This window comes from Psychrobacter sp. CX18, from assembly GCF_057396215.1.
On sequence record NZ_JBXYJH010000003.1, the window covers coordinates 330113 to 356732 of the forward strand.

21 protein-coding genes are annotated in these 26620 nt (G+C 42.6%); 8 read left to right on the forward strand and 13 right to left on the reverse strand.

Features of this window, described 5'->3' with window-relative positions; genetic code table 11:
• Window positions 1–96: 96 nt before the first annotated feature.
• Window positions 97–1125, forward strand: a complete 1029-nt coding sequence (locus AC2SLT_RS03510) for a D-hexose-6-phosphate mutarotase (protein WP_486546174.1) — start codon at window positions 97–99, stop codon at window positions 1123–1125.
• A gap of 246 nt (window positions 1126–1371) precedes the next feature.
• Window positions 1372–2826 carry a lytic murein transglycosylase gene (locus AC2SLT_RS03515; RefSeq protein ID WP_486546175.1) on the forward strand — a complete coding sequence of 485 codons (1455 nt, stop codon included), beginning with the start codon at window positions 1372–1374 and terminating at the stop codon, window positions 2824–2826.
• A gap of 301 nt (window positions 2827–3127) precedes the next feature.
• Here the strand turns inward: AC2SLT_RS03515 and AC2SLT_RS03520 are convergent, their stop codons facing one another.
• The 3 genes from AC2SLT_RS03520 to AC2SLT_RS03530 all read right to left on the reverse strand — a co-directional run bounded on the left by AC2SLT_RS03520 (window position 3128) and on the right by AC2SLT_RS03530 (window position 5450).
• Complete coding sequence (locus AC2SLT_RS03520) at window positions 3128–3427, reverse strand: hypothetical protein (RefSeq protein ID WP_486546177.1); 300 nt, start codon at window positions 3425–3427, stop codon at window positions 3128–3130.
• A 214-nt stretch (window positions 3428–3641) separates the two neighbouring features.
• Window positions 3642–4709, reverse strand: coding sequence for a glutamate racemase (murI, locus tag AC2SLT_RS03525; protein ID WP_486546179.1), 1068 nt, complete (start codon window positions 4707–4709; stop codon window positions 3642–3644).
• A gap of 114 nt (window positions 4710–4823) precedes the next feature.
• Complete coding sequence (locus tag AC2SLT_RS03530; protein WP_486546181.1) at window positions 4824–5450, reverse strand: DUF1285 domain-containing protein; 627 nt, start codon at window positions 5448–5450, stop codon at window positions 4824–4826.
• Between the two features lie 492 nt (window positions 5451–5942).
• Between AC2SLT_RS03530 and AC2SLT_RS03535 the strand changes: the two genes are divergently transcribed.
• From AC2SLT_RS03535 to AC2SLT_RS03550, 4 genes are all read left to right on the forward strand, one after another.
• Complete coding sequence (locus tag AC2SLT_RS03535) at window positions 5943–7610, forward strand: electron transfer flavoprotein-ubiquinone oxidoreductase (RefSeq protein WP_486546183.1); 1668 nt, start codon at window positions 5943–5945, stop codon at window positions 7608–7610.
• A gap of 500 nt (window positions 7611–8110) precedes the next feature.
• A complete protein-coding gene (locus AC2SLT_RS03540; protein WP_486546185.1) occupies window positions 8111–8371 on the forward strand; it encodes a DUF4212 domain-containing protein in 261 nt (86 codons plus the stop codon).
• Between the two features lie 5 nt (window positions 8372–8376).
• Window positions 8377–10245, forward strand: a complete 1869-nt coding sequence (locus AC2SLT_RS03545) for a sodium:solute symporter family protein (RefSeq protein ID WP_486546187.1) — start codon at window positions 8377–8379, stop codon at window positions 10243–10245.
• A gap of 174 nt (window positions 10246–10419) precedes the next feature.
• On the forward strand, window positions 10420–10989 hold the full coding sequence (locus AC2SLT_RS03550; protein WP_486546189.1) for a hypothetical protein: 570 nt from the start codon (window positions 10420–10422) through the stop codon (window positions 10987–10989).
• Between the two features lie 93 nt (window positions 10990–11082).
• Here the strand turns inward: AC2SLT_RS03550 and AC2SLT_RS03555 are convergent, their stop codons facing one another.
• Together AC2SLT_RS03555 and mazG are read right to left on the reverse strand one after the other, a co-directional pair.
• A complete protein-coding gene (locus AC2SLT_RS03555) occupies window positions 11083–11460 on the reverse strand; it encodes a ComEA family DNA-binding protein (RefSeq protein WP_486546191.1) in 378 nt (125 codons plus the stop codon).
• A gap of 94 nt (window positions 11461–11554) precedes the next feature.
• Window positions 11555–12400, reverse strand: a complete 846-nt coding sequence (gene mazG / locus AC2SLT_RS03560; protein ID WP_486546193.1) for a nucleoside triphosphate pyrophosphohydrolase — start codon at window positions 12398–12400, stop codon at window positions 11555–11557.
• A gap of 615 nt (window positions 12401–13015) precedes the next feature.
• On the opposite strand from mazG, the gene AC2SLT_RS03565 reads away from it, so the two are divergent.
• Window positions 13016–14263, forward strand: a complete 1248-nt coding sequence (locus AC2SLT_RS03565) for a nucleotide sugar dehydrogenase (RefSeq protein WP_486546334.1) — start codon at window positions 13016–13018, stop codon at window positions 14261–14263.
• Window positions 14264–14375: 112 nt separating this feature from the next.
• On the forward strand, window positions 14376–15839 hold the full coding sequence (locus AC2SLT_RS03570) for a phosphohexomutase domain-containing protein (protein ID WP_486546194.1): 1464 nt from the start codon (window positions 14376–14378) through the stop codon (window positions 15837–15839).
• A gap of 161 nt (window positions 15840–16000) precedes the next feature.
• Here the strand turns inward: AC2SLT_RS03570 and AC2SLT_RS03575 are convergent, their stop codons facing one another.
• The 8 genes from AC2SLT_RS03575 to lpdA form a co-directional block, all read right to left on the reverse strand.
• Window positions 16001–16720 (reverse strand): hypothetical protein, encoded by a 720-nt coding sequence (locus AC2SLT_RS03575; protein WP_486546196.1) that lies wholly within the window; start codon window positions 16718–16720, stop codon window positions 16001–16003.
• Window positions 16721–16760: 40 nt separating this feature from the next.
• Entirely contained in the window at window positions 16761–17843 is a 1083-nt protein-coding gene (locus AC2SLT_RS03580; protein WP_486546198.1) for a Fic family protein, read from the reverse strand.
• A 356-nt stretch (window positions 17844–18199) separates the two neighbouring features.
• Complete coding sequence (locus AC2SLT_RS03585; protein ID WP_486546199.1) at window positions 18200–19531, reverse strand: UDP-glucose/GDP-mannose dehydrogenase family protein; 1332 nt, start codon at window positions 19529–19531, stop codon at window positions 18200–18202.
• Between the two features lie 60 nt (window positions 19532–19591).
• Window positions 19592–21382: a glucose-6-phosphate isomerase gene (pgi, locus tag AC2SLT_RS03590; RefSeq protein ID WP_486546201.1), complete on the reverse strand. Its 1791-nt coding sequence runs from the start codon at window positions 21380–21382 to the stop codon at window positions 19592–19594.
• Window positions 21383–21461: 79 nt separating this feature from the next.
• Entirely contained in the window at window positions 21462–22382 is a 921-nt protein-coding gene (locus AC2SLT_RS03595; protein ID WP_486546203.1) for a UTP--glucose-1-phosphate uridylyltransferase, read from the reverse strand.
• A gap of 375 nt (window positions 22383–22757) precedes the next feature.
• Window positions 22758–23633, reverse strand: a complete 876-nt coding sequence (gene sucD / locus AC2SLT_RS03600; RefSeq protein ID WP_486546205.1) for a succinate--CoA ligase subunit alpha — start codon at window positions 23631–23633, stop codon at window positions 22758–22760.
• A gap of 43 nt (window positions 23634–23676) precedes the next feature.
• Window positions 23677–24846 carry an ADP-forming succinate--CoA ligase subunit beta gene (gene sucC / locus AC2SLT_RS03605; RefSeq protein WP_486546207.1) on the reverse strand — a complete coding sequence of 390 codons (1170 nt, stop codon included), beginning with the start codon at window positions 24844–24846 and terminating at the stop codon, window positions 23677–23679.
• A 298-nt stretch (window positions 24847–25144) separates the two neighbouring features.
• Window positions 25145–26596 (reverse strand): dihydrolipoyl dehydrogenase, encoded by a 1452-nt coding sequence (gene lpdA / locus AC2SLT_RS03610; RefSeq protein WP_486546209.1) that lies wholly within the window; start codon window positions 26594–26596, stop codon window positions 25145–25147.
• Window positions 26597–26620 lie beyond the last annotated feature (24 nt).

Consider the following 26620-nt stretch of genomic DNA (forward strand, 5'->3'; position numbering starts at 1 on the left):
ACAGCTTTAACTATTTTAAGCTGTTAACGAAGCTAGCTGCGTTCCATTCATGCCCTTAGCACATTCTGACAAACAACCATAGACTAGGAATCGTTCATGCCGTCTCGTTTAATCCACAATCAAAAAACACAATTGCATCATCATACAATAGATGAGCTTGACACACTCACCATAACGGGTAAGGGCTATCGTGCTGTGGTGTTACTGCAAGGTGCTCAACTGATTTATTTTTCTACTAATAGCAATAAAGTTGATGAAGATATCTTAGAAGACGGCTTAAAAGATTGCGCTCATGTGAGGAATGCTAACTGGTCCATAAACGCTCCAGACAATTGGTTATGGGTTAGTGACAAAGCCGAATATAAATTGCGTGACTCAGTACGGGGCGGTATTCCAATATGCTGGCCCGTCTTTGGACAATTTGATGCCAATCCGCAAGCGGTCAAGGACAGCTTTGCCGATGTGGCTAATAGGAATGCTATACCACAACATGGCTATGCTCGCCTGCAACTCTTTGAACTGGACAGCTTTAGCATTGATGATACTGATGGAAGCGGAACGCAAACTAATACTTTAATATTGACGTTAGATAATAACAAGCTTGATGATAAGTTCGTCTCTGCACCAAATTTGGGGTTAAAAGTTGTGTTTACCTTTAATGAACATGGCTTTAGCATCAAGCTTATTACGAAAAACAACAATGATAAATCGGTGACATTCTCTCAAGCCTTGCATACTTATCTGCCGACTGATGACATTACTCAAACCACGGTTAATGGCTTTGATGGTATACATTACAGTGATACGCTAACCAAGGGTTGGCAAACTAAGACTCAGAAAGGCGATATTAGGTTTAACTCTGAAATTGACCGTATTTATCATGGCGCTCCAGATATTACTTTAAACACGCCAGCGCAAACTTTTCATCTTCACGCTAAGGGTAGTCACAGCACCGTGGTTTGGAATCCTTGGATTGAGAAAGCAAAACAGGTCTCACAATTTACCAATGATGACTATCAGCGTATGTTGTGCATTGAGACGGCCAATACCCATTTGGATGTGGTTGAGTTGGGAGCGGGTGAGAGTCATGAGCTTACTTTTGAGCTTTTTAGGATACCTTTGTGAGGGAGAAGGAAGAAGGATCTACCTCTCTAAAACCTCACACCTCGTGATTTTATCGTAACCAATCACCATCATACCTTTTATTTAATCATCATATTGGTTACCCTAAGCTAACCCTATTTTCAAGTATTAACTTTATTTATTCACGAATAGCGCACATTTCACTTTTTCAGTGATTGAACACTGGCTTGATTGCTCTAATTCTATTAAAAAACATTCATTAAACTAACGATAAGAAAGGATACACCCATGCGACTTTCTCAGATAACGACAGCCGTGACAACAGTGCTCGGCCTAGCCTTAGCTGCCACCTCTGCACACGCGGCTAAGCCCCCTGCCCCAAATTTATCCAACTATGAATTTCAACAATGCTTAGATGGGCTTAAAAACTCTAGCACCTTTCGCAGTGTAGATAGCTATACCTTTAATAACTATCGCCCCAGCGAGCCTGATCCTAGCGTGATCCAATCGTTAAATTATCAACCAGAGTTCCAAAAAGATGTCTGGGATTATCTATCGTCACTCGTTGATAAAGAGCGTGTTGAAGATGGTATCCAAGCTAAACGTGAAATGGCAGATACCTTGCGCCGTATTGAATCCCAATATGGTGTAAAAGCGGAGCACGTGTTAGGTGTGTGGGGCGTTGAGTCAAATTTCGGGCAAACTTTGGGTAAAAAAGACTTATTTCAGTCGCTTGCTACCCTATCTTGCTTTGATCGTCGTCAATCCTACTTCCGTGGTGAGTTTGCCAATGCTTTAAAAATTGTACAACGTGGTGATATTGCCCCAAGTGATATGAAAGGCTCATGGGCAGGTGCTTTTGGTCAAACTCAGTTTATGCCGGGTACCTTTTTAGACTTAGCGGTGGATTTTGATGGAGATGGCCGCCGTGATTTGGTAAACAGCAAGCCAGATGCTTTGGCGTCAACGGCAAACTTCCTCAAGAAACGTGGCTATCGCAGTGGTGAGCCTTGGGGTTATGAGGTTAAGATTCCAGCAGGATATTGGGGTTCAAGTGATCGCAAGAATAAAAAATCATTAAGCTACTGGCGGGATAAGGGCTTTACTTTAGCCGATGGTCGCCCGCTTCCTTACGATTTAAGCAGTGCGGGCTTGTTATTACCTGCAGGTCTGGATGGTCCTGCTTTCTTAGTGGGTAAAAACTTCGATACCTTCTATTCTTATAATGCCTCAGAAAATTATGCCCTTGCCATTGCTCACTTGTCAGATTTGATAGAAAGTGAAAACAGCAGTAAGACTGACTTTATCACCGCCTGGCCAACGGATGACCCCGGTATTAGTCGCCGTCAAGCCCGTGAAATTCAGCAGGCGCTACTTGATGCAGGCTACGACATTGGTGAAGTAGATGGCATTATCGGTGACAATACCCGTACCGCTATCAGACAGTATCAGACCAGTAAAGGCGTTTATCCAGCAGATGGCCGTGCAGGACAGAAGTTTTATCGTTTGATTATGGGTAGCCAAGGTCAGTTTGCTCCTGCAACCAATGCCTATCCTTATCAAAACCAATCCAATACTCAGTACCAATCAAATACTCAATATCAAAGTCCAAATCAGTATAACCAACGGCCTAGTGCTACCAATGATAGTATCTCGCAACTGATTGAGAAACAAGACGGCTATCGCCGTGCGGTAGGCCCCGATGGAACGACTCGTTTGGTTCGTATTGATACGGGTCAATAGATTTAAACAGATGAATAGGCTATCTTTTTAAAAATAGGATTATCCTAACGCAAAAAGACGCCCTACACATTGTATGGCGTCTTTTTTAATGGGACTGTTTTGAATGGGACTCTTTTGAATAGATCTAGGTTGTCAACTAATATAGCTATTGGTTTGGTCTATTTTATTGTCAATACTAGCATTCATTACTGATGATATTGAAAGCCATAAATATTATAGGACTTAGACAGCTTGAAAGTGTTAGCAATAGTGGAATATAAAAGTATACATAACGCTATTTATGCTCGTCTTAGTTTGGCTATTAAACAATAGGAGGCGGGTTCGGTTTGCCATTATCACCATCCCATTTATCTTTGGCTTTATCGTCCAAATCTGCTGGCGTTTTAGGCTCCCACTTGCCATTTTCTTTCCAAGTTTTATCGCCCCAGTCGTCCTCTTCATTGTCATCGTCCCACTTTTTATAAGCTTTACTTGGGTCGATTCCACGGCGCTTCATATCTGCAATTTGCTCTTCAAGAGTATGTGGCTTTTCAGCATTATGCATAGTATTTTCGAGCTCATTCAGCTCATTATTTAGATTATTGTCCTTCGGGTTACTCATTTTGAATCCTTAGACTTATGCAGTCGATGAAAATATTAAAATTAAAATTTATATCTGATTACTAACCTTTATTAAAAATCTATTCTCAAAACTATTTTTATGAGCTCTTTCTAAAGGCAGCGGTTTTAAATCTATAGCGATGTCACATTTAAATTATCGTTAGAATTCTACTTTACCCAATCATAGAGTACAAATAAAATGCGTATGTTTTATATTACAATGGTATGTTTTGACTATTAATAATGGCACTTGTATTAATAATATTTGGCTCGCCAGCAGGTTTATCAGTCAATGTCTGAGGATAAATAAGCCGTTTTACTAACGTTGATACCTCATCTAAGTCTGCATTGGAATCAGAGACAAAAAATGACAGTTGTGCTGGAATAACATCGTTATTATCTTTCTCAATAAGAGTATCGGTAGTAATCAACCTTTCACTTTTTGTCACGGTATAACCCACATGCAGTCCTGCATTGTTAAGCTTGAGACTTTCATGACTAAGACTTTCATGCTGGAGGCTGTCCTCTGTAAAGCATAAGTGACTTAACAACGAGTCGGCTTGTTGATCTAGCAATACCTTAACACGGTCTGCTATCGCTGCCCCTGAATCCACGACCGTTATACCTAGTTGCTGATGCGCAACTTCCTGTAGTACAAAATCTCTAAAAAAAGGATAATGGGTACAGCCTAACACCAGATGATCTACTCGCTGCTCAGCAAACGTATATAACTGATGCTTTAAGCGTCTAGCCGTATCACTATCTAAGGGCATACCCGCCTCAACCCAAGGCACCAAATCAGGGTTAAACCATTTAATGACATTGACATTGGCAGGTATTGCATAGTCTTTAATGACAGTATTTAAAAGCTCTCCATCGAGTGTGGCTTTAGTCGCTAACACAGCAACATTTTTGCTCATTGAGTTTAAAACAGCAGGCTTTAAGGCAGGCACTAACCCGACTATCGGTATATGAGGATATTTCTGTCGAGCCAACTTAAGCGCATACGCTGACGCACTATTACATGCGATCACTATTAGTTTACAACCGGCAGCCACTAGCCAATCTACCGCTGACATACTCAGCTGACTAATTTCGTCACTTGAGCGCGGGCCATAGGGTACATTGAGTGTATCTGCATAATAAATGTAGCGCTCATAAGGCAGCACTTCTTTTAAGTGCATATACACCGACAGGCCGCCCACACCGGAATCAAACAGCCCAATTGGCGCCGAAGACACATTCTTTAAGGAGGCATGTTCATTATTAACCATTGGGCTCATTAGTTACCATGTTGCTAACTGTGTTAATTGCTTTGGGTTTGCTGTCTTATTGATAGCCGGATTTGCTACGGTATTTATAATCTTAATGTCTGTCTTAATTATCGTATTCGGGTTCTAGTCAATAGTAGGCACAGAAACCGAATAGTGTTTACCCCCACTTTTTAAGGTTAAGCGGGTTTGACCATCTTGCTCAACCAACTCACCTAGTTTAATGAGGTGCATCAACACGCTACGGGCCAATAAACCTCGCATTCCAAAGCGAACGGGAATGTAAGGTCGCACTTCACCCTGATAATCTCGCATCTCAAGGGGGTGATCCTCATCAAGATTAACCACATCACCCGTACTGCTTGTGAATTCAATCGTCTGTACACCATCTTTTTCAATTAGATTAACATCAGTAATCAAAAATGGCACATCTTCAACGCGAATACGCAGCTTTTCTACCGGTGTCTTTAGAAAATATTCACGATCTTGTTCTGATCCCTTGCTATCTGAGCTTTCAGACCATAGCACGGTTGAAAATAAATCAACCAATGATTGACGGCTAATCCTACTGCCTTCATGCCACCATTCACCATTGGCTTTAATAACCAAATCCATCTCTCCAACATTTTCAGGGTGCCACTTCTCAAGAGGTGGGATAGAGCGCCCTCGTCGATCGCTAGTCTCTTGTTTAATATACTCTGACAGCGAGTCTAGACCTTGTGACGATACTGAATTTTTATTTGAATGTGACATTATAATGTTATCCTTAGCTCCAAGGCGAGCTCTTGAAATTAATAGGGGTGCTAAATTACCTCATTGACCACTGACTCATTTTCCCCTGACTAACGATATAATTCAATAACTTAGCAGTGCAACTCAATGGTTTATGGGTACTATTAATTAATGTGATTAATGGATTTTATTACTTTATCACGACTGAGTCACAAATCGTGTCGTCTTTAACTAACTTTTATTTTATAATAGGTAACTAACTGCAACCCTTTTTTTATATTTCCGCAAGCATAAGTTATCTAGCATGAGTTATTAAGTTTTTTATTCTATGTTTACGCTATGTTCCAGCTCTGTTTAAGTAAGCGACTCGCTTATCCTCGCAAAGTTGGGTATATTACGCTGGAGATATTGCAAGACTTATGCAAATGTTTGCTAGCGATCAAATCTAACATAATTCACTGCTATGACAACGGCATGGCAGGAGTATTATTGAGCCAGCTATAGGAGTTTTAAATGCAAGATGAACAAATAGAACGTGAGTCAATGGAGTTTGATGTCATTATCGTTGGGGGTGGTCCTTCAGGTCTAGCCGCTGCCATTCGTCTACGTCAACTTGCTCTTGAAGCTGGTAACGACGAGTTCATGGTTTGTGTGGTTGAAAAAGGCTCTGAGTTTGGTGCTCATACGCTATCAGGTGCTGTCATCGAACCTCGCGCCCTAAACGAGCTCATTCCTGACTGGAAAGAAAAAGGCGCACCGCTAAATGTGCCAGCGACTGAAGATAGAATCTATTATCTAAATTCAGCGACGCGTTCAACCAATGTACCAAATGCCCTTGTCCCTGCCCCAATGCACAACGAAGGAAACTATATTGTCTCGTTAGGCAATGTGGTGCGCTGGATGGCTGAGCAAGCAGAAGAGCTTGAGGTTATGATGTTCCCAGGCTTTGCGGCATCTGATATTTTATACAATGATGATGGCTCAGTACGTGGCATATTGACTGGAGACATGGGTGTGGCCGCTGATGGCTCTCATAAGCCAAGCTTCGAGCCTGGCTATGAGCTTGTCGCAAAATACACCATATTTGCTGAAGGCTCACGCGGTCATTTAGGGAAACGCTTAATCAGCCGCTTTGCTCTCGATAAAGACAGCGACCCGCAGCATTACGGCATTGGTCTTAAAGAGCTTTGGGAAGTGGATCCAAGCAAGCACGAACCCGGCGTGGTGATGCACGGTCTTGGTTGGCCATTGACCGAAACAGGCTCTACTGGTGGCTGGTGGTTATACCATGACGAAAATAACCAAGTCAGTTTTGGTCTTGTTGTCGACTTATCCTATAGCAATCCTTATATGTCACCTTTCGATGAAATGCAGCGTCTCAAAACACATCCTGTTATTAAACAAGTATTAGAGGGTGGTAAGCGCTTGTCTTATGGCGCACGCGCATTGACAAAAGGTGGCTTAAACTCTTTGCCTAAGTTTACTTTCCCAGGTGGGGTATTGGTCGGTGATGATGCTGGTTTCTTAAACCCTGCTAAAATCAAAGGCACTCACACCTCAATGAAGTCAGGTATGTTAGCCGCTGAAGCTATATTTGAAGCACTACAGGCAGGTCGTCAGCATGACGAAGTAGTCGGCTACGCTCAGCGTTATAAAGAGTCATGGTTATATGAGGACAATAAATCTGCCCGTAACTTCTCCCCTGCGATGCACCGTATGGGGCTATTGATGGGCGGGGCATTTACCTTTATCGAGCATAACTTGTTAGGTGGTAAGATGCCGCTTACTATTCGTGACATGACCCCTGACTTTGATAATCTTAATAAGGCGAGCCAATCTTATCAACCAGAGTATCCAAAACCAGATGGTAAGCTTACTTTTGATAAGCTGTCCTCCGTATTTATCTCTAATACCAACCATGCTGAAGACCAGCCTACGCACTTAAAGCTGACAGATCCTGCTGTACCGGTTGAAGTAAACCTACCTCTATATGCAGAGCCTGCTCAGCGCTATTGCCCTGCTGGCGTTTATGAGATTGTCAAAGACGCCGAAGGGGCTAAGTTTGTTATCAATGCACAAAACTGTGTCCACTGTAAGACGTGTGATATTAAAGACCCTGCTCAAAATATCACGTGGGTAACCCCTGAAGGCGGTGGTGGTCCAAACTATCCCAATATGTAGATTTTTATAAATTATTGAATTTATATAATTTTTTGAATTTTTTTCTTAAAATACCCTGCTCTTCATTGAGCGGGGTATTTTTTTATGCCTTACTATACTATATAAAGAATTAGCTTATATAAACTTAAGAAAAACTTTCAAATTAAATATAATATGCCAACTTAAAATATGAGAACTCATTAAATGCTACGATAATTAAGTCTTATACTCGACGTTGAGGGCTTTAACTTTAAGGCGTGACGGATTAATGATACGACTTCACTTAATTATTTTATTAAATTTATCGCAAAAATATTTTTATTTATTTTGAAGCAATAAATTTTAAACTCTAGTATTGCTATAAATAACATACATCTGTAAACTGAAATAGTTGTGTAACTTAATCCAAACAGTTTGTTTAATATAATTTATACATTCAATGAACTTATTTTATTGATTGCATGAAGCGATCGTTTAATTAGATAAGGTTCATCCCCTCTATGACAAAAGGAGCTTGTCACATGAATAATACTCATGATGCCTCCGGCTATTGGAAAGCCAACGTGCGTCTCATCTTAGGGTGCTTAGCGGTCTGGGCAATTGTCCCATACGGCTTTGCTATTTTATTAAGACCTCTCCTCGCAGGTATTCGATTCGGTGGTGCTGACTTGGGCTTTTGGTTTGCCCAACAAGGGTCTATTGCGACCTTTATCATCATCATTTTCTTTTACGCTTGGCGTATGAATAAGCTGGATAAACAATACGGTGTCGACGAGGAGTAAGCCTAATGAGTCAATTTTGGATTAATATTCTGTTCGTTGGTGCCTCCTTCTTACTCTACTTCGGTATTGCAATTTGGGCACGGGCAGGATCTACTAAAGAGTTTTACGTTGCAGGTGGCGGTGTCCATCCCGTAGTCAATGGCATGGCAACTGGTGCAGACTGGATGAGTGCTGCGTCATTTATTTCCATGGCGGGTCTTTTAGCCGCTGGAGGCTATGGCGCTTCGACCTATCTTATGGGCTGGACCGGTGGTTATGTGCTATTAGCCTTATTACTGGCGCCCTACTTACGCAAATTTGGTAAATTTACGGTACCCGACTTTATTGGCGACCGCTTCTATTCCAAAACTGCGGCTTTGGTAGCCGTTGTGTGTTTGATCATCGCCTCCACCACTTATGTCATCGGACAGATGACGGGTGCCGGCGTGGCCTTCTCACGCTTTTTGGAAGTTGATAACACCACCGGGCTTATTATTGCGGCGGTTGTGGTCTTTTTCTATGCTGTACTCGGTGGCATGAAAGGTATCACCTATACCCAAGTCGCTCAATATGTGGTACTTATTATCGCCTATACCGTACCGGCTGTCTTTATTTCGCTTGAGCTAACGGGCAATCCAATACCTGGTCTAGGGATGTTCTCCACTCATACCGAGTCGGGACTACCACTATTAACTAAGCTTGATCAAGTGGTGACAGACTTAGGCTTCGCCGCTTATACCGCGGATGTGCCGAACAAATTAAATATGGTGCTGTTTACCTTATCGTTAATGATCGGTACTGCCGGTTTACCTCACGTGATTATTCGCTTTTTCACAGTGCCAAAAGTCTCAGATGCCCGCTGGTCTGCTGGATGGGCACTGGTGTTTATTGCGCTGCTATATTTTACCGCACCCGCTGTCGGTTCAATGGCGCGTTTAAATCTAATCGATACCGTATATCCTCAAGGTACTGATGCACCTGCCCTACCCTATGAAGATCGTCCAAGTTGGATGCAAACTTGGGAAGACACAGGTCTCATTCAGTATTCAGATCTAAATGGTGACGGCCGTATCCAGATGTACAATGACGGTGGACTAGGCGCCGCAAAAATTGCCTTAGCAGATGCCGAAAAAAATGGCGGTGATGTAGCAGCCGCTACCGCCGCTGTTGAAGCGGCCCGTACTGCTCAAAGTGAAATTGCAGAGGGTAAATTTGACGCCGCTGGCTGGGAAGGTAATGAGCTAGACGTTAATAAAGATATTATGGTACTAGCGAACCCTGAAATTGCTAATCTACCGCCTTGGGTTATTGGCTTAATCGCTGCTGGTGGCCTTGCTGCTGCACTGTCAACGGCTGCTGGACTTTTGTTAGCGATTTCATCGGCCATTAGTCATGATCTGATCAAACGCAATATAAACCCAGATATTTCTGATAAAGGTGAGCTATTAGCAGCCCGTATCTCTATGGGTGTGGCGATTGTTATTGCGACCTATTTGGGCCTTAATCCACCAGGATTTGCCGCCCAAGTGGTTGCACTCGCCTTTGGTATTGCCGGGGCATCGCTGTTCCCTGCATTGATGATGGGTATTTTCTCTAAGCGTATCAATAGTATTGGTGCGATATCAGGTATGTTGGCAGGTTTGATAACCACACTGGTTTATATCTTTGTTTTCAAAGGCTGGTTCTTCGTAACAGGGACGGCCAACTTCCCTGATACGGCTGAGTATTGGTTATTTGGAGTATCGCCACTGTCATTTGGGGCAATTGGTGCTTTAATTAACTTTGCGGTGGCATTTGCTGTCTCGTCTATGACGGCTGCGCCACCTGCTCATATTCAAGAGCTTGTAGAAAGTGTGCGTTCACCTCGTGGTGCGGGTACAGCGATTGATCACTAAGTCTGGGTACTAAATTTTATAGCTCTTCTAGAAATTAACAGACTTTAAATCATACTCACTTTAAAGGGATAAGTCAGATAACTGGCTTATCCTTCTTTAATATTACCCTTATTTAGTCTTAACATTCATCAATAAGCACACCGCCTTTAATGACAACGCACTTGGATATGTTTAATGATTTATGAATTTATTGCGACCATTACCGCCGGTTTTGGGATGGCAGGCATTGCACTGATAGTTCGCCATTTGTCTAAACTTGTTGGTAAACAAGCGCCAAAATGGCTTATTCCAATATTTGCTGGTATAGGCATGCTTGGTTTTCAAATACATCAAGAGTACCATTGGCATGAACAGCAGATGAATCTCCTACCAGCCGATGTCAAAGTTATTAAAGTCATCGAAGGGACTTCTTGGTTCCGTCCTTGGAGTTATGTCAAGCCGCAAGTCATTCGATTTATGGCAGTTGACTCAGGTCAACCTATCGGCCCCACTATCCGTCAGAAACGATATGCCCCCACAGACACTATTAAGCGCATAAATATCTACCTATACGAAAGACGTATCAGCACCAAAGTTATCCCGCAGCTCATTAACTGCAGCGATCCTGCTATCGCCATTATACAAACCAACACGCCTGATAATAGCGCTGAAGATAGCACACGCACTGCTACAAAGCTTGAGTCGCCACAATGGCATAAGCTCCCGTCAGACGATCCCTTATTACAAGCGGTTTGTCAGGACTAAGCTGCGCCAAGCTATTAAACCTAGCTTTTTAACCCAACTGCTTAACCTAGTTGCTTAACCTAGCTGCTTAAACGCTGAAACCTAATACATCACCTATTTGACCGCCAGTCGTGCTCTATTGTTAGCGATGGTCATAGTGCCTATCCCCTTAACGTTTGCCAAATCATCAATACTGCGAAACGGCCCAAAGGCATCCCGGTATAAGATAATTTGCTTTGCTTTATTGCTACCAATACCATGCAAGGTGGTTAGCTCCGCTTCAGACGCATCATTAATATTGACTACTATACGTGATTTGGCTAGCTCTTGTGATTGTTGCTGTAGCCTTTGCTGATTGATCAGATAGGCATACGCCAGTTTGGCATCACCAAAACACTGAGGCTCATGTGGCTGTTCTTTTAAATAATCAGATGAGTGTTGTGGGACTTGCACTGACGTTTGTGCTGTCTGTGCCGCCTGTATATTGCTCATCCATACGAGCCCACTAAACAGGAGCAAACTGTTCTTAACTAAAACGGTTTTGAAGTCATTTAATAGCTTGGTTAATAACCGAAAACCCACCGTATTATTCATGCTGTTTGGCTTGCTCCCAGAGTGCATCCATCTCGGCAAGACTGCTACTTTCTGGGGTTTGACCTTGCTTCACTAACTCTTGTTCGATATAGGAAAACCGTGAACGAAACTTATGTACACAGGTTAGCGTCGCCGCTTCTGCATCGAGGTTTAGCTTACGTGCCACATTGACCAAGCCAAAGATACAGTCGCCAAGCTCCTTTGCCAGTTCCTCTTTTTCATTATCGGTGGCTTTCTGGCCAGCGCTGGGTAGGATTTGCTTTAGTTCGTCTATTTCCTCTTCAAGCTTGGCAATCGCGTCGTGTACCCCGTCCCAGTCAAAGCCAAGTTTACTGGCCGCTTTTTGTAAGCTTTGAGCCTGCATTAAAGCGCTACCTGCTTTGACATTGTCTAAGCGACGTTTGGGTTTACCCCGATGCTCCCGTTCCGCATTCTCAAGGGCTTTGATCTCATCCCAGCGTTTTTTAACGGCTTCCTCATTGGGTAATTTATCGGCTTCGAATACATGGGGATGACGGCGAATCAGCTTACTTTGCAAATTGTAGATGACATCGCCAATATCAAACTGCTGTTGCTCAGCGTATAATTGACAGTGAAAAACAACTTGTAATAACACATCGCCCAGCTCACCTTTAATGTCTTCTATATCACCTTCTTGAATGGCCTCTGCAAGCTCATATGCTTCCTCTATGGCATAAGGAATTAAGCTATGATTGGTTTGTTTGATATCCCACGGGCAGTCCGCGCGCAATCTTGCCATTAACGCCAATAGATCCTCTATATTTTTGGTGGGTTTAGGCGACCCTGCTACTGGGTTTGGTGCTTGTGTGTGTGCCATTTTTATTCCTAATTGGTGAGTTTGTTCTTAATTATTTTTGTTTATCTAAATTATTATAAATGGTTCTTGATTGCTGTTGCTTGTTGTTGACTTCTGTTGATTGGAATTAACGTAAAAGAGTGTCTTTAAACGCTTAAACGCTTAAAAAAGTAGGTCGATTGGGGATCGTCTATTACACTTCTTGAGTGACCATTTGATGCACACTTTCAGAGGATTTATTAACATTAAGGCATTAATAAAATCAGCGTGTTATTAGCCTGTCATATCCGCAGTGTATCATTTTTAAAATTGCATCTAGATTATGCGTATTTTACCTTTATCTAGAACGGTTATTTGGGTTTTTGCGCTCTTAATTTTTAACCTATCACTTGAACGGGTTAAAACAGGTATACTTGACTATGTCAAAATAATGTCATAAAAACCTATTATAAAAACGTTCTATAAAATAAATTCACAAAACCTATTTTATTTATTCAACATGTCACTTAGCTTTTCACTTACCGTTTCGCTTAACAATATCATTTAGTGACGCTATTTAACGACACCCTTTCATGTTGAATAATATATTAAGAGATTAAAAAGAATATGACGGATAGTAATAATAACGCTGCCCCAATGGCAACACAGCATCAAGACAGTCAATCTGGTCCAACTCTCAACAAAATTGTGGTCATTGGTGCAGGCTATGTCGGCCTGTCCAACGCCATATTGCTGGCACAACCGCACTTAAATACTCAGGTGATGTTATTTGACATTGACCGACACAAGATAGCACAGCTGCAGAAAAAACAATCCCCTTTGCAGGACACCGATATCTGTGATTATTTAGCCAACAAGCCACTAAACCTCAAAGCCACGCTGGATCTGTTTGCTAATATTGATGGCAGTGCCGAAGGTATTTATAAGCATTGCGACTTGGTCATTATTGCCACCCCTACCAACTACAATGTGGCCTCAGGATACTTTGATACCACTTCAGTAGAAGCCAGTATCAGTATCGTGCGTGAACAAAATAGTCAGGTACCTATCGTCATTAAATCGACTGTTCCTATCGGCTTTACTAACACAATGCATGAGCGTTTCGATGATAATATCCTATTTATGCCTGAGTTTTTGCGTGAAGGACAGGCCTTATACGACAACCTACATCCGTCACGTATTATCGTCGGTGCAATGTCATCTCAGCACAGCCTAGCCGATGCTTTAGTCGCGCTATATGAGCAGGCCAGCCAAGAGTCTGAAGTGCCTTCACTCATTATGCCCGCCACTGAAGCAGAAGCGGTCAAGCTTTTCGCCAACAGCTATTTGGCGACTCGTATTGCCTTCTTTAATGAACTAGACAGCTTTGCTGAAAAACATGAGCTCAATAGCCAGTCGATCATCACCGGTGTCGGCCTCGACCCCCGTATTGGACAACATTATAATAACCCATCATTTGGCTATGGTGGCTACTGCTTACCCAAAGATACCCAACAACTTAAAGCCAATTATGCCGGTATTCCAGCCAATCTGATTCACGCTGTGGTCGATGCCAATAACACCCGCAAACGCTTTATTGCCCGTCAAATTATCGATAAAAACCCCAAAAGCGTGGGTATTTGCCGTCTTAGTATGAAAAAAGACGCCGATAACTTTCGAGAGTCTGCGGTGCTTGATGTGATTGACATCCTAAAACAACATGGACTGAAAGTCACCATCTTTGAGCCTGCTCTCAAATTATCAACTTTTGAAGAGTGCGAGGTTATCAAAGACTTTGAACAGTTTAAACAACAAAACGATTTAATTGTTGCCAACCGTTGGCACGATGGACTAGAAGACGTCAAAGATAAGGTTTACTCACGAGACGTGTTTGGCTATAGTTAAGCCTCTATGATCGTTTTCACCCTCAAAAACTGATTTTAAAAAGCTAAACTTTAAAAGTTATTAACTTTAATATAATTTTGATGTCCCAATCTATTTTGTTTTAAGGCCAAACATGACAACACAATCGACCCCTGCACATGATAACTTTCCACAAAGAGAAATTACCTCTTTTAAAGCCTATGACATCCGTGGCGAATTAGGCGTCAATTTGGACGATGATATTGCTTATCGTATCGGCCGTGCTTTTGCGCAAATTTTAGCCGACCAGCGCACTCAAAATAATGTTGCCGAATCGGTCAACAATTGCATCGTTATTGGTTGTGACATCAGAGACTCTAGTGAAGCGCTTAAACAGGCGACTATCCGAGGGATCGTGGATGCAGGGGTCGATGTGATTGACTTGGGCATGACTGGTACCGAAGAGGTGTATTTTGCCACCAGTCATTATCAAGCATTAGGCGGTATTGAAGTAACGGCCAGCCATAATCCTATTAATTACAATGGTTTAAAACTGGTACGTGATGGCTCAAGACCTATTAGCGCTGATACAGGGTTGGGCGACATTCAAGCCCTTGCACAGCAAGGCACGTTTAACCCAGCCTCACAGCAAGGCTCTGTCATTAGCAAGCCCGACAAAACCGCTTACGTGGATCATTTAATCAGCTTTATTGATACCGACAACCTTAAGCCCTTGAAGATTGTCATTAACTCGGGCAATGGTAGTGCCGGCCCTACAGTTGACTTATTAGAACAGCGCTTACAACAAGCGGACGCCCCTATCGAGATTATCAAAGTTCATCACACTCCAGATGGCAGCTTCCCCAACGGCATTCCTAACCCAATGATTTTGGCAAACCGTGAGTCTACTAAACAAGCGGTTATCGACAACCAAGCTGATTTAGGCATTGCCTTCGATGGCGACTTTGATCGCTGTTTCTTATTCGATGCAGAAGGTGACTTTGTGGAAGGTAGCTACGTGGTCGGTATGCTGGCTCAAGCCTTTTTACAAAAGCATCAAGGCGCTAGCATCGTCTACGATCCGCGTGTCATTTACAACACTATCGCCATTATTAAAGAGGGCGGCGGAAAGGCCATCATCAGCAAATCTGGTCACTCTTTTATTAAGCAAGTCATGCGTGAATCAGGCGCAATCTATGGCGGCGAGATGAGTGCCCACCATTATTTTAAAGACTTCTTTTACTGCGATAGCGGCATGATTCCTTGGCTGCTAACCATTGAGTTATTGTCAACCACTGGTAAGACCTTGGGTCAACTGGTTAATGAACGCATTAGCGCCTACCCAAGCTCTGGTGAAATTAACTTTAGACTCACCGATGTCGAGAGCGATGATATCCTAAATCGTATTAAAGCGCATTATCAGTCGCAAGACCCAAACATTAACACCTTAGACGGTTTAAGTCTCGATTTTGGAAACTGGCGCTTTAATATCCGTGCTTCTAACACCGAGCCCCTCATCCGCCTAAACATCGAAACCATCGGTGATGAGACGCTGCTTAATGAGAAAATTGAAGAAATTAAGCAATGGTTAGCCGAACAAGGGGCAGTTGTCGCTTAATAGTAGAGCAGAGTTTTCTATATAAATTCACTAGAGACGCAGTAACGTGCACAAAATATCGCAAAATTTGTGCACGTAATACGATTTTTAGCATAACGTGCACACCTAATTAATATTATTGTGCATGTTCAGTCGTAAATTTATATATATTGATTTAAAAACTAGAAGTCATCCTCGACACCTGCCATTATATTCGCTATTTCGATAGCATCCGCCTCGCCTATCTCTAAAGCTAATAAAATATCCTGAATTCTATTTTTAAAGTGTTGTTGATCGGCTATACACTTGTCTATCTGGTCAATCAACACCTCTTTTGCAAAGGTATGCTTTGCCCTTATGTCTAGATTTTCATCGCTCTCTATGTCGATATAATCAGAAAGCAAGATACTATCCTGTGTCATTTTGCAATAAATCCAAGGATGTCCTATCCAAAAGAACTGCCAGTCCTCTAGTTGCTTCTGTTGTTCACTATCAGAATTTCTAAGGCTTACCCAATCTGTGATTGCTGATAATTGAGAGCAACACTGAGGTTCAATCACTACTCTACCCTCTTCCAATACCGCAATTCCACCACATAGCGTAGGCGTAGTATGTTCAATATCAGATATATCAACGTCTTTTAAATGATACTGTACGACAAGTTTTAGATCATCATCAGAAAAACTATTCATATCGACTAGCCAAGACTCGTTTTTTAACGGCACAATATCGGTAAAATAAGAGTCTGCAAAGTAAGTATCAATCAAGTGTGGTGGTGTCTTAGGCTTTTTATGCGCATTGTTATTTAAAGATACTGTGCCTTTAAGATGTTGCAATAAGTCATTATTACTCAACTCGTATTCCCAAGGCATGATCTCTACCACTACCATCAGATTTATCATCTTTTTATCCTTTCATCTTTTCATCCTTTTAGCTATCTGCTTAATCCACCTTGTCACCTGCATGGTATGAGCGTTGTAATAACTCAAATAATCGATGATTAATATAATAGTTTTCTTTACCAATTTTTTGCTTTTGTAATAGACCTATTTCAGTCAGTTGTTTTAAATATTTATTCGCCGTATTTCTATGTACATTTAAATCCTGCACTAAAAACTCTGCCTTGGTATACGGATGCTTAAATAGGTTATTTATCAGCTCATGACTGTATAGGTTTTCATTAAATGCCTTAATTTTAGTCTTAAAGTCTGCCATTAAGACCTTAATGTGAGCAATAAGTAACTGTGTTTGTTTAGCAGTAATCTGCACCCCTTTTAATATAAACAATATCCAGTCTTCCCATAATCCTGACTCTCTAACGGATTGTAGAAGTTGGTAATACTCTTGCTTATGATCATTTATATATCTAGATAAATATAAAATAGGCACGGTTAACAAGTCTTGTTTGATCAAGTATAAAATATTTATAATTCGGCCAGTACGGCCATTACCATCATAAAATGGATGGATACTTTCAAATTGATGATGAATAATAGCCATCTTTACTAAATCATCTAACTCAGAATAGTCATTATCGTTAATAAACCTTTCAAGGTCATTCATTAGTACCATTATTTCATCATAATTCTGCGGTGGGGTGTAAATAACTTCCCCCGTATTGGCATTTTTAAGTTGTGTGCCTACTTGGGTACGAAACCCTGCGTTATTTTCTTCTAAAGTTTGTTGAACCTCTATTATGGTGTTAGAGGTTAATAGGCCTGTTCCCTTGACTAGTTCGTAACCAACCCGCATCGCTGCAGCATAGTTATGAACTTCCTTAGCATTCATTGAGGTAAAAAAACTTGAATGATAATTGCTTTGATATATCTCGTCATGCGTGGTTACAATATTTTCAATTTCCGAGCTTGACTGTGCTTCTTGTAAAGATAAGGTACTAAGTAACATTTGCTGGTTAGGTATAGTCACCGCAACGCCCTTTAGCTCTGCAAGTGCTTTATTAGCGGCAAGACTCGCCTTAAGAATAGGGACAGTTTCTAAATTTGGTAATTCAGTCAGTAGTTTCATATTACGTGCACAATATTTGGATTATTTTGTGCATGTTAGCACTAATTATTACTAACGTGCACAAAATAATGGATAATTTGTGCACGTTCTACGATTTTTAGCGTAACGTGCACACCTAAAAGGCATTATTGTGCATGTTGAATACTTCTCTAGGCAGAAAATGGACTTCTAGAATGAAAGCCATTATACAAGCTAATACTATTGTTAAATTTTTGAATTTAATTCCGTGAGTTTTGCTTCGCGACACCATACGCTACCAAACATCCTGTCAGCGTATGGTATTAAGACAGTAAAGCAAAGCGAGATTGGCGCCAAAGCTTTAGTCAGGTAATACTAATAACAAATGTGTATGAAGACTATTTGTGCCGTCCAATACCTTGATAATCCCCTTTGAGTGATTGAATATGCTGTCTGCCAAAAGCATTTTGTGCATCAAACACAGGAATGACCACGTCATTAATTGCAGCAATCGGCAAGCGTTGAGTGCTCGGCCAAGACAGGACAAATAAGGCATCGCTGTTTGGTAACTGCTCGATGGGCGCTTCAATAAACTGTAACAATGGCTGATCAGGATATAAGCCTGCCAACTCGCTTTCGGCCTCTAACGCATACACATAGGTGGTGATGTTATATGACCATAATAGACGCAATAAGGGGTGAATCGCTGACGACGTAGTGCGCCCAGAGCCTGCTTTGTAACTGGCACCCCAAATGCTAACCTGTTTGTTGTCGATCGACCCATCAAAATATTGCCAGAACTTACGGAAGATAAGCTCTTTTTGATCGTCATTGATGTTATAAACGGCTTGCATTAGGCGGTGCTCTACGGGGCTGTCGTCTAGGGTTTGCTGTAAAGCTTCAATTTCGGCCGGTAAGGTCTTCCCACCAAAGCCCCAGCCTGCTTTTAGGTAGCTTTTGCCAATGCGGGCGTCTTTACCCATAATGTTCGCCACTTCAACGATATCAACACCTTGTTGATCAGCAAGACGCGACCACTCATTCATAAAGCTGACGCGGGTGGCAAGCATGCTCATAATCGCACTGCGCGAGAATTCGATAGTGGCAATATCACTAATATAGCTTTGCTCAGCTTGAGCAATGAGCGGCTGTAGCATGCCGACCTTATCGATAGAGTCGGTGGTCTTCTCGCCCATCAACCACAGTTTCGGAGACAGCATGGACGGATAGGTGCGACCATCTTGTAAGAAAACAAAGGGTACATAATACACCCAAGGACGTAGGCACTGTTCGGCAATATCGGCAAACACGCCCAACGTGCTAATACCACTTAAGATTAAGGGTATTTGAGCAGCAACATTGCTTTCGTTGAGCTGATTTACCCAGCGTTGTTCGGTCCCAATCGCCTCCATCCATTGCGCCGGTAAGTCACGATAAAATAGCCAATATAAGTTAGGCTGAGGATCAGCAAATAAAGCGCTGGCCTGTGATGGGATAGGCTGTACGCGGATGGTTTGCTGACTGAGATACAGCTGCCATAAAGCCTGTTGCTGATGCTCAAATGTATAATTATTAAGAGTGCGCTGTAGCTCATCCTGATCAGCATATAAGCTGACAGTATTGCCAAGGCTAACCATGACAGTTGCTGTAGTAATAGCATCTATCGAGTGGCCGACGATGATGCAGTGATTTGGCTCAGCGTTTGACAGTTGTGATACTGGGGTAGCCATTAAGTGATTATCCTTTATTTATTAATTCATTAAATAAGCTGTTTTTTTAGTCGATTATTTTCAAATATCGGGATGCTTAACTATCTCTTGGTTAATATGTCGCAATAAAGCTTGAGTAGAGCCGTCAAACAGATCTTCAGGTTTTAGTCGAGCATTAACGGCATCATTGACATTGTGAGTATCGTTTGTATTAGTGGCATCGTTTGTATTAGTGGCATTACCCTCTTTACTTTCATTGGCTTGCTGAGACTCGGTTTGTGATTCAGCTACCTGACCTGACGTCTTAATATGGGCAAAGACTTCATTCGCCACCTTCTTGCCCATTTCTACACCCCATTGGTCAAAGGGATTGATATCCCAAATACTTGCCATCACAAACACCTTGTGCTCATACAACGCAATCAAGGCACCAAAGCTTCTGGGGGTTAGCTCATCTAGCAAAATGGTAGTAGACGGCTGATTGCCGCGATATCGCTTAAATTTGTCAACCTCGGAAACGGCTTTCTGTAAGGCTTCAGACGCAGCAAGTGCGTCATTACCAAACGCCAGTACCCGACTTTGTGCCAGACAGTTAGCTAACGAGAGCGCATGTTGGTGCTTTAATTCACCGGCATCGGTGCTGTCGTAATAATTGACACAGGCAATAAAGTCACAGGATACTTTTTGAGTGCCTTGATGCAGTAGCTGATAAAACGCATGCTGGGCATTTGAGCCAATCTCCCCCCATAATATAGGACAGGTAGAGTATGGGATAGGCTCACCGCAATGTGTGACAGATTTCCCGTTACTCTCCATTTCTAATTGAGTCAGATAACTGGGTAGGTACTTTAAGCGTCCGTCATATGGCAGAACGGTATGCGCATTGATACCCAAAAAGGTACTGTTCCACACCCCGATCAGTCCCAATAATACGGGTAAGTTTTGCTCAAAGTCGGCATTTAAGAAGTGCTCATCCATCGCATGAGCGCCGGCGAGCATTTCATAAAACCTCGCCATACCGATACGGATTGCCACGGCAAGACCGATGGTTGACCACATTGAGAAGCGTCCCCCGACCCAGTCCCATAACTTGAGCTGATGTGCCTCGACGATACCCCATTCGCTTACTTTTTCAGGATTGGCAGACACCCCGATGAAATGACGCCGCAATACAGTGGCTTGATTGGCGCCTGTTGCCAATAGCCAAGCTCTAGCAGTTTGCGCATTAGACAAGGTATCGACAGTACTAAAAGACTTGGAGGACACAATAAACAAGGTGGTCTCAGGGTTTAAGACATCAAGCAAATTACCCAACTGAGTGCCATCCATATTTGACACAAAGTGTACGTTAATATGGCTGTCTGCCCACTCATCAAGCGCACTATTGGTCATGACAGGGCCTAAGTCAGACCCCCCCACACCAATGTTGACCACATCAGTAATCGCCTTGCCACTATAGCCACGCCAGACGCCACTGCGAATACGCTCGACAAGTTCAGCAGCTTTAGCCAAGCTGTCATGCACTTCTTTGACCACATCTTGCCCATCAACGTCCAGCTGGGCAGACGGTGGCAAGCGAAGGGCAGTATGTAAGGCGGCACGTTTCTCACTGCTATTAACTTTATCACCTCTATATAGTGCCGATATTCGATCGTGAAGGTGACAGGCACGTGCCAAGTCCATCAGTTCCGATTTGACGGACTCATCAACAAGTTGTTTGGAGTAATCAAAATACAGTCCTTCCGCGCTGACGCTAAAGCGCTGCGCTCTATCAGCATCTTCGGCAAACAGATCGGTCAATGACCAGTGGTGATCGGCTAACTGTTGTAATTCCTGCCACTGCGGCAGATCATTGGGTAGAGGGGTAGACATAGTTTTCATTCACTAATGATGCAACTGAGGGTTATATTTTATTAGGGTCACACAAGGCTAAACTTAGCCACTTATCGGACTATAACTGCTGCTGAGCAAAATAAATAAAGGCTTGCATGTAGCTGGTCATATCACCGGCATCAAAGCTCTCACCTATCATCGTCGCTACATCCACCCCTTGGGTACTGATCAGGGCATCAATGGCATCGGTCAGTTGGATTTCACCACCGACAGAGGGCTGGGTCTCTGCTAAGTAATCAAAGATACTTGGGTTAAAGACGTATCGACCCACCACGGCTAAATTTGAAGGGGCATCTTCTAAACGAGGCTTTTCCACAAATCCAGCGACGGCAAAGCTGGCATTGTTATCCTTTGAGCGTTGTGCCAACTGATCTGCCTCTTTTAGATCGGCAATGCCATATTTTTGCACATCGCTATCGGCCACTTCACTGACTAAGATTTGCGAGTGCGATGACTGGGCGTATTGCTCGATCATATAGGCTAAATTATCTTGACTCATATCGGTGGTAAACGGATTTAATACCACATCAGGTAACAAGACCGCAAATGGACTATCGCCAACAATCGGACGAGCTTGTAATACCGCATGCCCTAAACCTAGCGGTTTGCCTTGTCGTATCATCGAAACCGATACATCATTCGGTAGCCAATTGAGACTATCTGCAAGTTCATCTTTGCCTTTGGCTCTTAACTGCGCATCTAATTCAGCATTGATATCGAAGTAGTTTTCAATAGCGCTTTTTTGCGCATGACCGACCAACACAATATGTTTAATACCTGCCGCAATCGCCTCCTCTACGACATAATGTATGGCGGGACGGTTGCCTAAGGGTAATAACTCTTTGGGCACAGATTTTGAAAGGGGTAACATACGGGTACCAAAACCGGCAACGGGGATTACGGCATGCGTTACCTTGTCGTTATTAGATCTTGTATTGTTCGAGTCATTGTTCGAGTCATCGTTCAAGTTATTGCTCATATTATTATCCATAGCTTAACTACTTTTCCAATTTTTCTGTATTTTAATAGAAGAGGTAACCCTTATTGTAACAAACATTGATGACGATTTTATTGACGATAGCATAAAAAAGAGCATCCCGTAGGATGCTCTTAATAGTTATGGTAATCAGGTCTCTTAATACTCTAACTACATTAAAAATTCTTAATGTATTTAAAATTATGCATCATAAATATCAGTAGCGACTGGGTATTATTTATTCGCTTGCTGTACAGTATTTCCAGAGGCTTCATAAATAACCCCCAGTCGCCTTAAGCATCGAAATCTAATATTATGACTTAAGTGCTATACACTTAAAACATATAAAACCAAATCTAAGCCTGTGATACTACCGAATTACCAACCGGTAACTTCTTTAACGGTCTCACCGATCTTAGAAGGGTCACGTGTATAAGCGATGCCAGCATCTTCAAACGCTTTAAATTTCTCTTCAGCAGTACCTTGACCGCCAGAGATAATTGCACCGGCATGGCCCATACGTTTACCTTTAGGCGCTGTCACACCAGCGATGTAGCCGATGACAGGCTTCGTTACATGCTCTTTGATAAAAGCGGCAGCTTCTTCTTCAGCCGTACCACCAATCTCACCGATTAATACTATAGCTTCGGTTTGTGGATCGTCTTGGAACATTTTTAAGCAATCAATTTGGTTCATACCTGGGATTGGGTCACCACCAATACCGATACACGTTGACTGCCCAAAGCCAAGCTTCGTGGTTTGTGCCACTGCTTCATAAGTCAATGTACCAGAGCGTGAGATGATACCGACTTTACCAGGTAAATGGATATGACCTGGCATGATACCGATTTTGCATTGACCCGGTGTGATCACGCCTGGGCAGTTTGGACCGACCATCTTCACATCGCCCGCTTCTTCGATATAACGCTTGGCTTTTAGCATATCTAATGTCGGTACACCTTCGGTGATCACCACGATAAGCTTAACACCCGCATCAACGGCTTCAATGATGGAATCCAATACAAATGGCGCAGGTACATAGATGACAGAAGCATCTGCATTAGTCGCTTCCATGGCCTCGCTCATGGTGTTAAATACAGGCAGACCTAGGTGAGTTTGACCACCTTTACCTGGTGTGACACCACCCACAACTTTTGTACCATATTCAATGGCTTGCTCTGAATGGAAAGTACCATTTTTACCAGTAAAACCTTGCACCAATACTTTGGTGTCTTTATCAATTAATACACTCATTATTTACTCCTAATTAGGGTTACTTATTTGGTAATTTTATTCATTATGCGTTTTTTACGGCGTCAACAATTTTTTGGGCAGCGTCAGATAAGCCTTGCGCAGAAATAATCTTAACGTCTGATTCATCTAACAATTTAGCGCCTAATTCAGCATTGTTACCTTCTAAGCGAACCACTACAGGTACGGTCACATTCACTTCTTTAACCGCAGCAATGATGGCTTCAGCGATCATGTCACAACGTACGATACCGCCAAAGATGTTAATCAACACACCTTGAACACTGCTGTCTTCTAAGATGATCTTAAACGCTTCTACCACGCGATCTTTGGTTGCACCACCACCAACGTCCAAGAAGTTAGCAGGTTTACCGCCATACAATTTGATGATGTCCATGGTTGCCATCGCAAGACCTGCACCATTGACCATACAGCCGATATTACCTTCAAGAGCCACATAGTTTAGATCAAATTCAGCGGCTTTTAGCTCACGCTCATTTTCTTGTGACGGGTCATGCAATTCAGCAATTTTTGGCTGACGGAATAGTGCGTTTGAATCGATACCAATTTTGCCATCGACACAGGCCAATTCGCCATTTTCACGAACCGCTAATGGGTTAATCTCAATCATCGCAAAATCATTGTCGACAAACGCTTGATAAGCACCCGTCATTAGTTTGACAAACTGGTTGATTTGCTTGCCTTCTAACCCTAACTTAAACGCCACTTCACGCGCTTGATAAGGCATTAAACCGACAAGTGGATCAACAGTAACTTTGAAGATTTTCTCTGGGGTTTCTTCCGCAACTTTCTCAATCTCAACACCGCCTTCAGTTGAAGCCATGAAGGTAACACGGCGGGTTGAGCGATCGACGACAGCACCAAGATATAATTCAGTTTGTACAGGGTACATGTCTTCAGCAACTAACACGAAGTTGACCGGTTGACCTTCCGCATCTGTTTGATAAGTCACTAAGTTAGTGCCTATAAGTGAATCAGCAATCTCTTTGGCTTCTTCACGGGTTTTAGCAAGCTTAACACCACCTGCTTTACCACGACCACCGGCATGAACCTGTGCTTTGATCACGGCAACGTCGGTAGGCGTTTTATCAAAGGCTTGCGCTGCTTCATCGCCACTGTAAGCAATGATACCTTTTTGGATTGGCAGTCCGTAGCTCTCTAATAATAGTTTTGCTTGATACTCATGTAAATTCATAAAGTTATCCTTTCGTTTTTATCGTTAACTCATTAAAGTTGACGTTCAATAATCTGGGCAAACGCTGTGGTTATTTTAATAACGTTACCTAAGCTTATGTCATGCCAACCACATAATTAGTGATAGACTTTGATGTCATACCGATTGAATCTAGTGACTGTCAATCAAACTCAATCTGTTAGTCATCAAGCCCATAACTGTTTTTTAGTAATAATGATCGTTATATACGGTGTCACTTTTATTAAATGTATAAGTGACGGTCATTGTGAACGGTATATGTCAACGACCGCACATTAATCTATTTACGTTTTTTACGCTGAATCGCATGGATCGCACGACCATCAGCAGACAACGCCGCTTCATGTACCGCTTCACTAATCGTTGGGTGCGCAAAGGTCATCAATTGTAAATCTTCAACGCTAGACACAAACTCCATCGCAATCATACCTTGATGCACGATATCACCTGCGCCTGCCGCTAGGGCATGCATACCTAATAGACGATCCGTCTTCGCATCTGCCACAACTTTAATAGACCCTTGTCCTTCGCCTTGCGCCAACGCACGGCCATTGGCTGCTAAGTTAAATGAACCTGTTTTGACTTCATAACCTTGCTCAACGGCTTGTTGCTCTGTCAAACCGACCCACGCTATTTCAGGATGGGTGTAGATCACATTGATAATGGTGTCATAGTTGACTTGAGCTTTTTCACCATGAATGCGCTCAACAGCCATCATGCCCTCTTCCATTGCTTTGTGAGCAAGCATTGGACCACGCACTAAATCACCAATGGCATAGACACCATCAAGGTTGGTCTGACACTGATCATTGACTTCGACAAGACCACGTTCGGTCAGCTTGATACCGCTGTCTTCACCCAATAGCTTTTCAGAATAGGCACGGCGTCCCACACAGACGATAAGCTTATCGAAAGATTCTTCAGCAGATTCACCGCCTTTTTCACTAGTCACTACGACTTGTCCGTCTTTAACTTCAGCATTGGTAACTTTGGTATCGACACGGATGTCTAAGCCTTGCTTTTTAAGCAGTTTGCCCGCTTCTTTAGCAATGTCTTTGTCCGCTACTGCTAAAAACTCTGGCATGGCTTCATAGATGACGACTTCTGAACCTAAGCGGCGCCATACTGAACCTAGTTCAAGACCGATCACGCCGGCACCGATAACACCCAAACGCTTAGGGACTTCCGTGAAGTCTAAAGCACCTGTTGAGTCAACAATGTACTCATCATCAACTTTGGCAACTGGAATTTCGATAGGTACAGAACCCGCTGCCAAAATCACATTTTTGGCGGTAATGGTGGTTTCTGATTCGTCTTCAAGGGCGGTAAATTTAACTTTTTTGTCATCGCCTTTACCGTCTAATAGTGTACCCCAGCCTTGCAGCCACTCTACGCCATTGCCTTTTAACAACATGGCAACACCGCCTGTTAGCTGCTTAACAATGCTTTCCTTGCGCTCAATCATTTTTGGCACATCAATATTAACATCGCCAGTAGAAATACCATGATCTTGAAGCTCATGTTGGGTGGCCTCAAAGCGATGTGAGGAATCCAATAAGGCTTTTGACGGGATACAACCGACGTTCAAACAGGTACCGCCTAAAGCTGGCTCCCCTTTGTAAACACGCTTTTCAATACACGCCACACTCATACCTAACTGACCTGCACGGATAGCCGCTTCATAGCCACCTGGTCCGCCACCGATAACGATTAAATCATAATTGTCTTTCATAGTTTATCCCGTATTTTCATTAAA

What these genes read in the sequence shown, in the direction of transcription:
- mazG (WP_486546193.1), bottom strand. Translation starts at nt 12,400, where the DNA reads ATGGCACACACACAAGCACCAAACCCAGTAGCAGGGTCGCCTAAACCC.
- sucC (WP_486546207.1), bottom strand. Translation starts at nt 24,846, where the DNA reads ATGAATTTACATGAGTATCAAGCAAAACTATTATTAGAGAGCTACGGA.
- AC2SLT_RS03575 (WP_486546196.1), bottom strand. Translation starts at nt 16,720, where the DNA reads ATGATAAATCTGATGGTAGTGGTAGAGATCATGCCTTGGGAATACGAG.
- AC2SLT_RS03585 (WP_486546199.1), bottom strand. Translation starts at nt 19,531, where the DNA reads ATGGCTACCCCAGTATCACAACTGTCAAACGCTGAGCCAAATCACTGC.
- pgi (WP_486546201.1), bottom strand. Translation starts at nt 21,382, where the DNA reads ATGTCTACCCCTCTACCCAATGATCTGCCGCAGTGGCAGGAATTACAA.
- AC2SLT_RS03565 (WP_486546334.1), top strand. Translation starts at nt 13,016, where the DNA reads ATGGCAACACAGCATCAAGACAGTCAATCTGGTCCAACTCTCAACAAA.
- AC2SLT_RS03545 (WP_486546187.1), top strand. Translation starts at nt 8,377, where the DNA reads ATGAGTCAATTTTGGATTAATATTCTGTTCGTTGGTGCCTCCTTCTTA.
- AC2SLT_RS03550 (WP_486546189.1), top strand. Translation starts at nt 10,420, where the DNA reads ATGATTTATGAATTTATTGCGACCATTACCGCCGGTTTTGGGATGGCA.
- murI (WP_486546179.1), bottom strand. Translation starts at nt 4,709, where the DNA reads ATGAGCCCAATGGTTAATAATGAACATGCCTCCTTAAAGAATGTGTCT.
- AC2SLT_RS03520 (WP_486546177.1), bottom strand. Translation starts at nt 3,427, where the DNA reads ATGAGTAACCCGAAGGACAATAATCTAAATAATGAGCTGAATGAGCTC.
- AC2SLT_RS03540 (WP_486546185.1), top strand. Translation starts at nt 8,111, where the DNA reads ATGAATAATACTCATGATGCCTCCGGCTATTGGAAAGCCAACGTGCGT.
- AC2SLT_RS03535 (WP_486546183.1), top strand. Translation starts at nt 5,943, where the DNA reads ATGCAAGATGAACAAATAGAACGTGAGTCAATGGAGTTTGATGTCATT.
- AC2SLT_RS03530 (WP_486546181.1), bottom strand. Translation starts at nt 5,450, where the DNA reads ATGTCACATTCAAATAAAAATTCAGTATCGTCACAAGGTCTAGACTCG.
- AC2SLT_RS03510 (WP_486546174.1), top strand. Translation starts at nt 97, where the DNA reads ATGCCGTCTCGTTTAATCCACAATCAAAAAACACAATTGCATCATCAT.
- lpdA (WP_486546209.1), bottom strand. Translation starts at nt 26,596, where the DNA reads ATGAAAGACAATTATGATTTAATCGTTATCGGTGGCGGACCAGGTGGC.
- AC2SLT_RS03515 (WP_486546175.1), top strand. Translation starts at nt 1,372, where the DNA reads ATGCGACTTTCTCAGATAACGACAGCCGTGACAACAGTGCTCGGCCTA.
- AC2SLT_RS03595 (WP_486546203.1), bottom strand. Translation starts at nt 22,382, where the DNA reads ATGAGCAATAACTTGAACGATGACTCGAACAATGACTCGAACAATACA.
- AC2SLT_RS03555 (WP_486546191.1), bottom strand. Translation starts at nt 11,460, where the DNA reads ATGAGCAATATACAGGCGGCACAGACAGCACAAACGTCAGTGCAAGTC.
- AC2SLT_RS03580 (WP_486546198.1), bottom strand. Translation starts at nt 17,843, where the DNA reads ATGAAACTACTGACTGAATTACCAAATTTAGAAACTGTCCCTATTCTT.
- AC2SLT_RS03570 (WP_486546194.1), top strand. Translation starts at nt 14,376, where the DNA reads ATGACAACACAATCGACCCCTGCACATGATAACTTTCCACAAAGAGAA.
- sucD (WP_486546205.1), bottom strand. Translation starts at nt 23,633, where the DNA reads ATGAGTGTATTAATTGATAAAGACACCAAAGTATTGGTGCAAGGTTTT.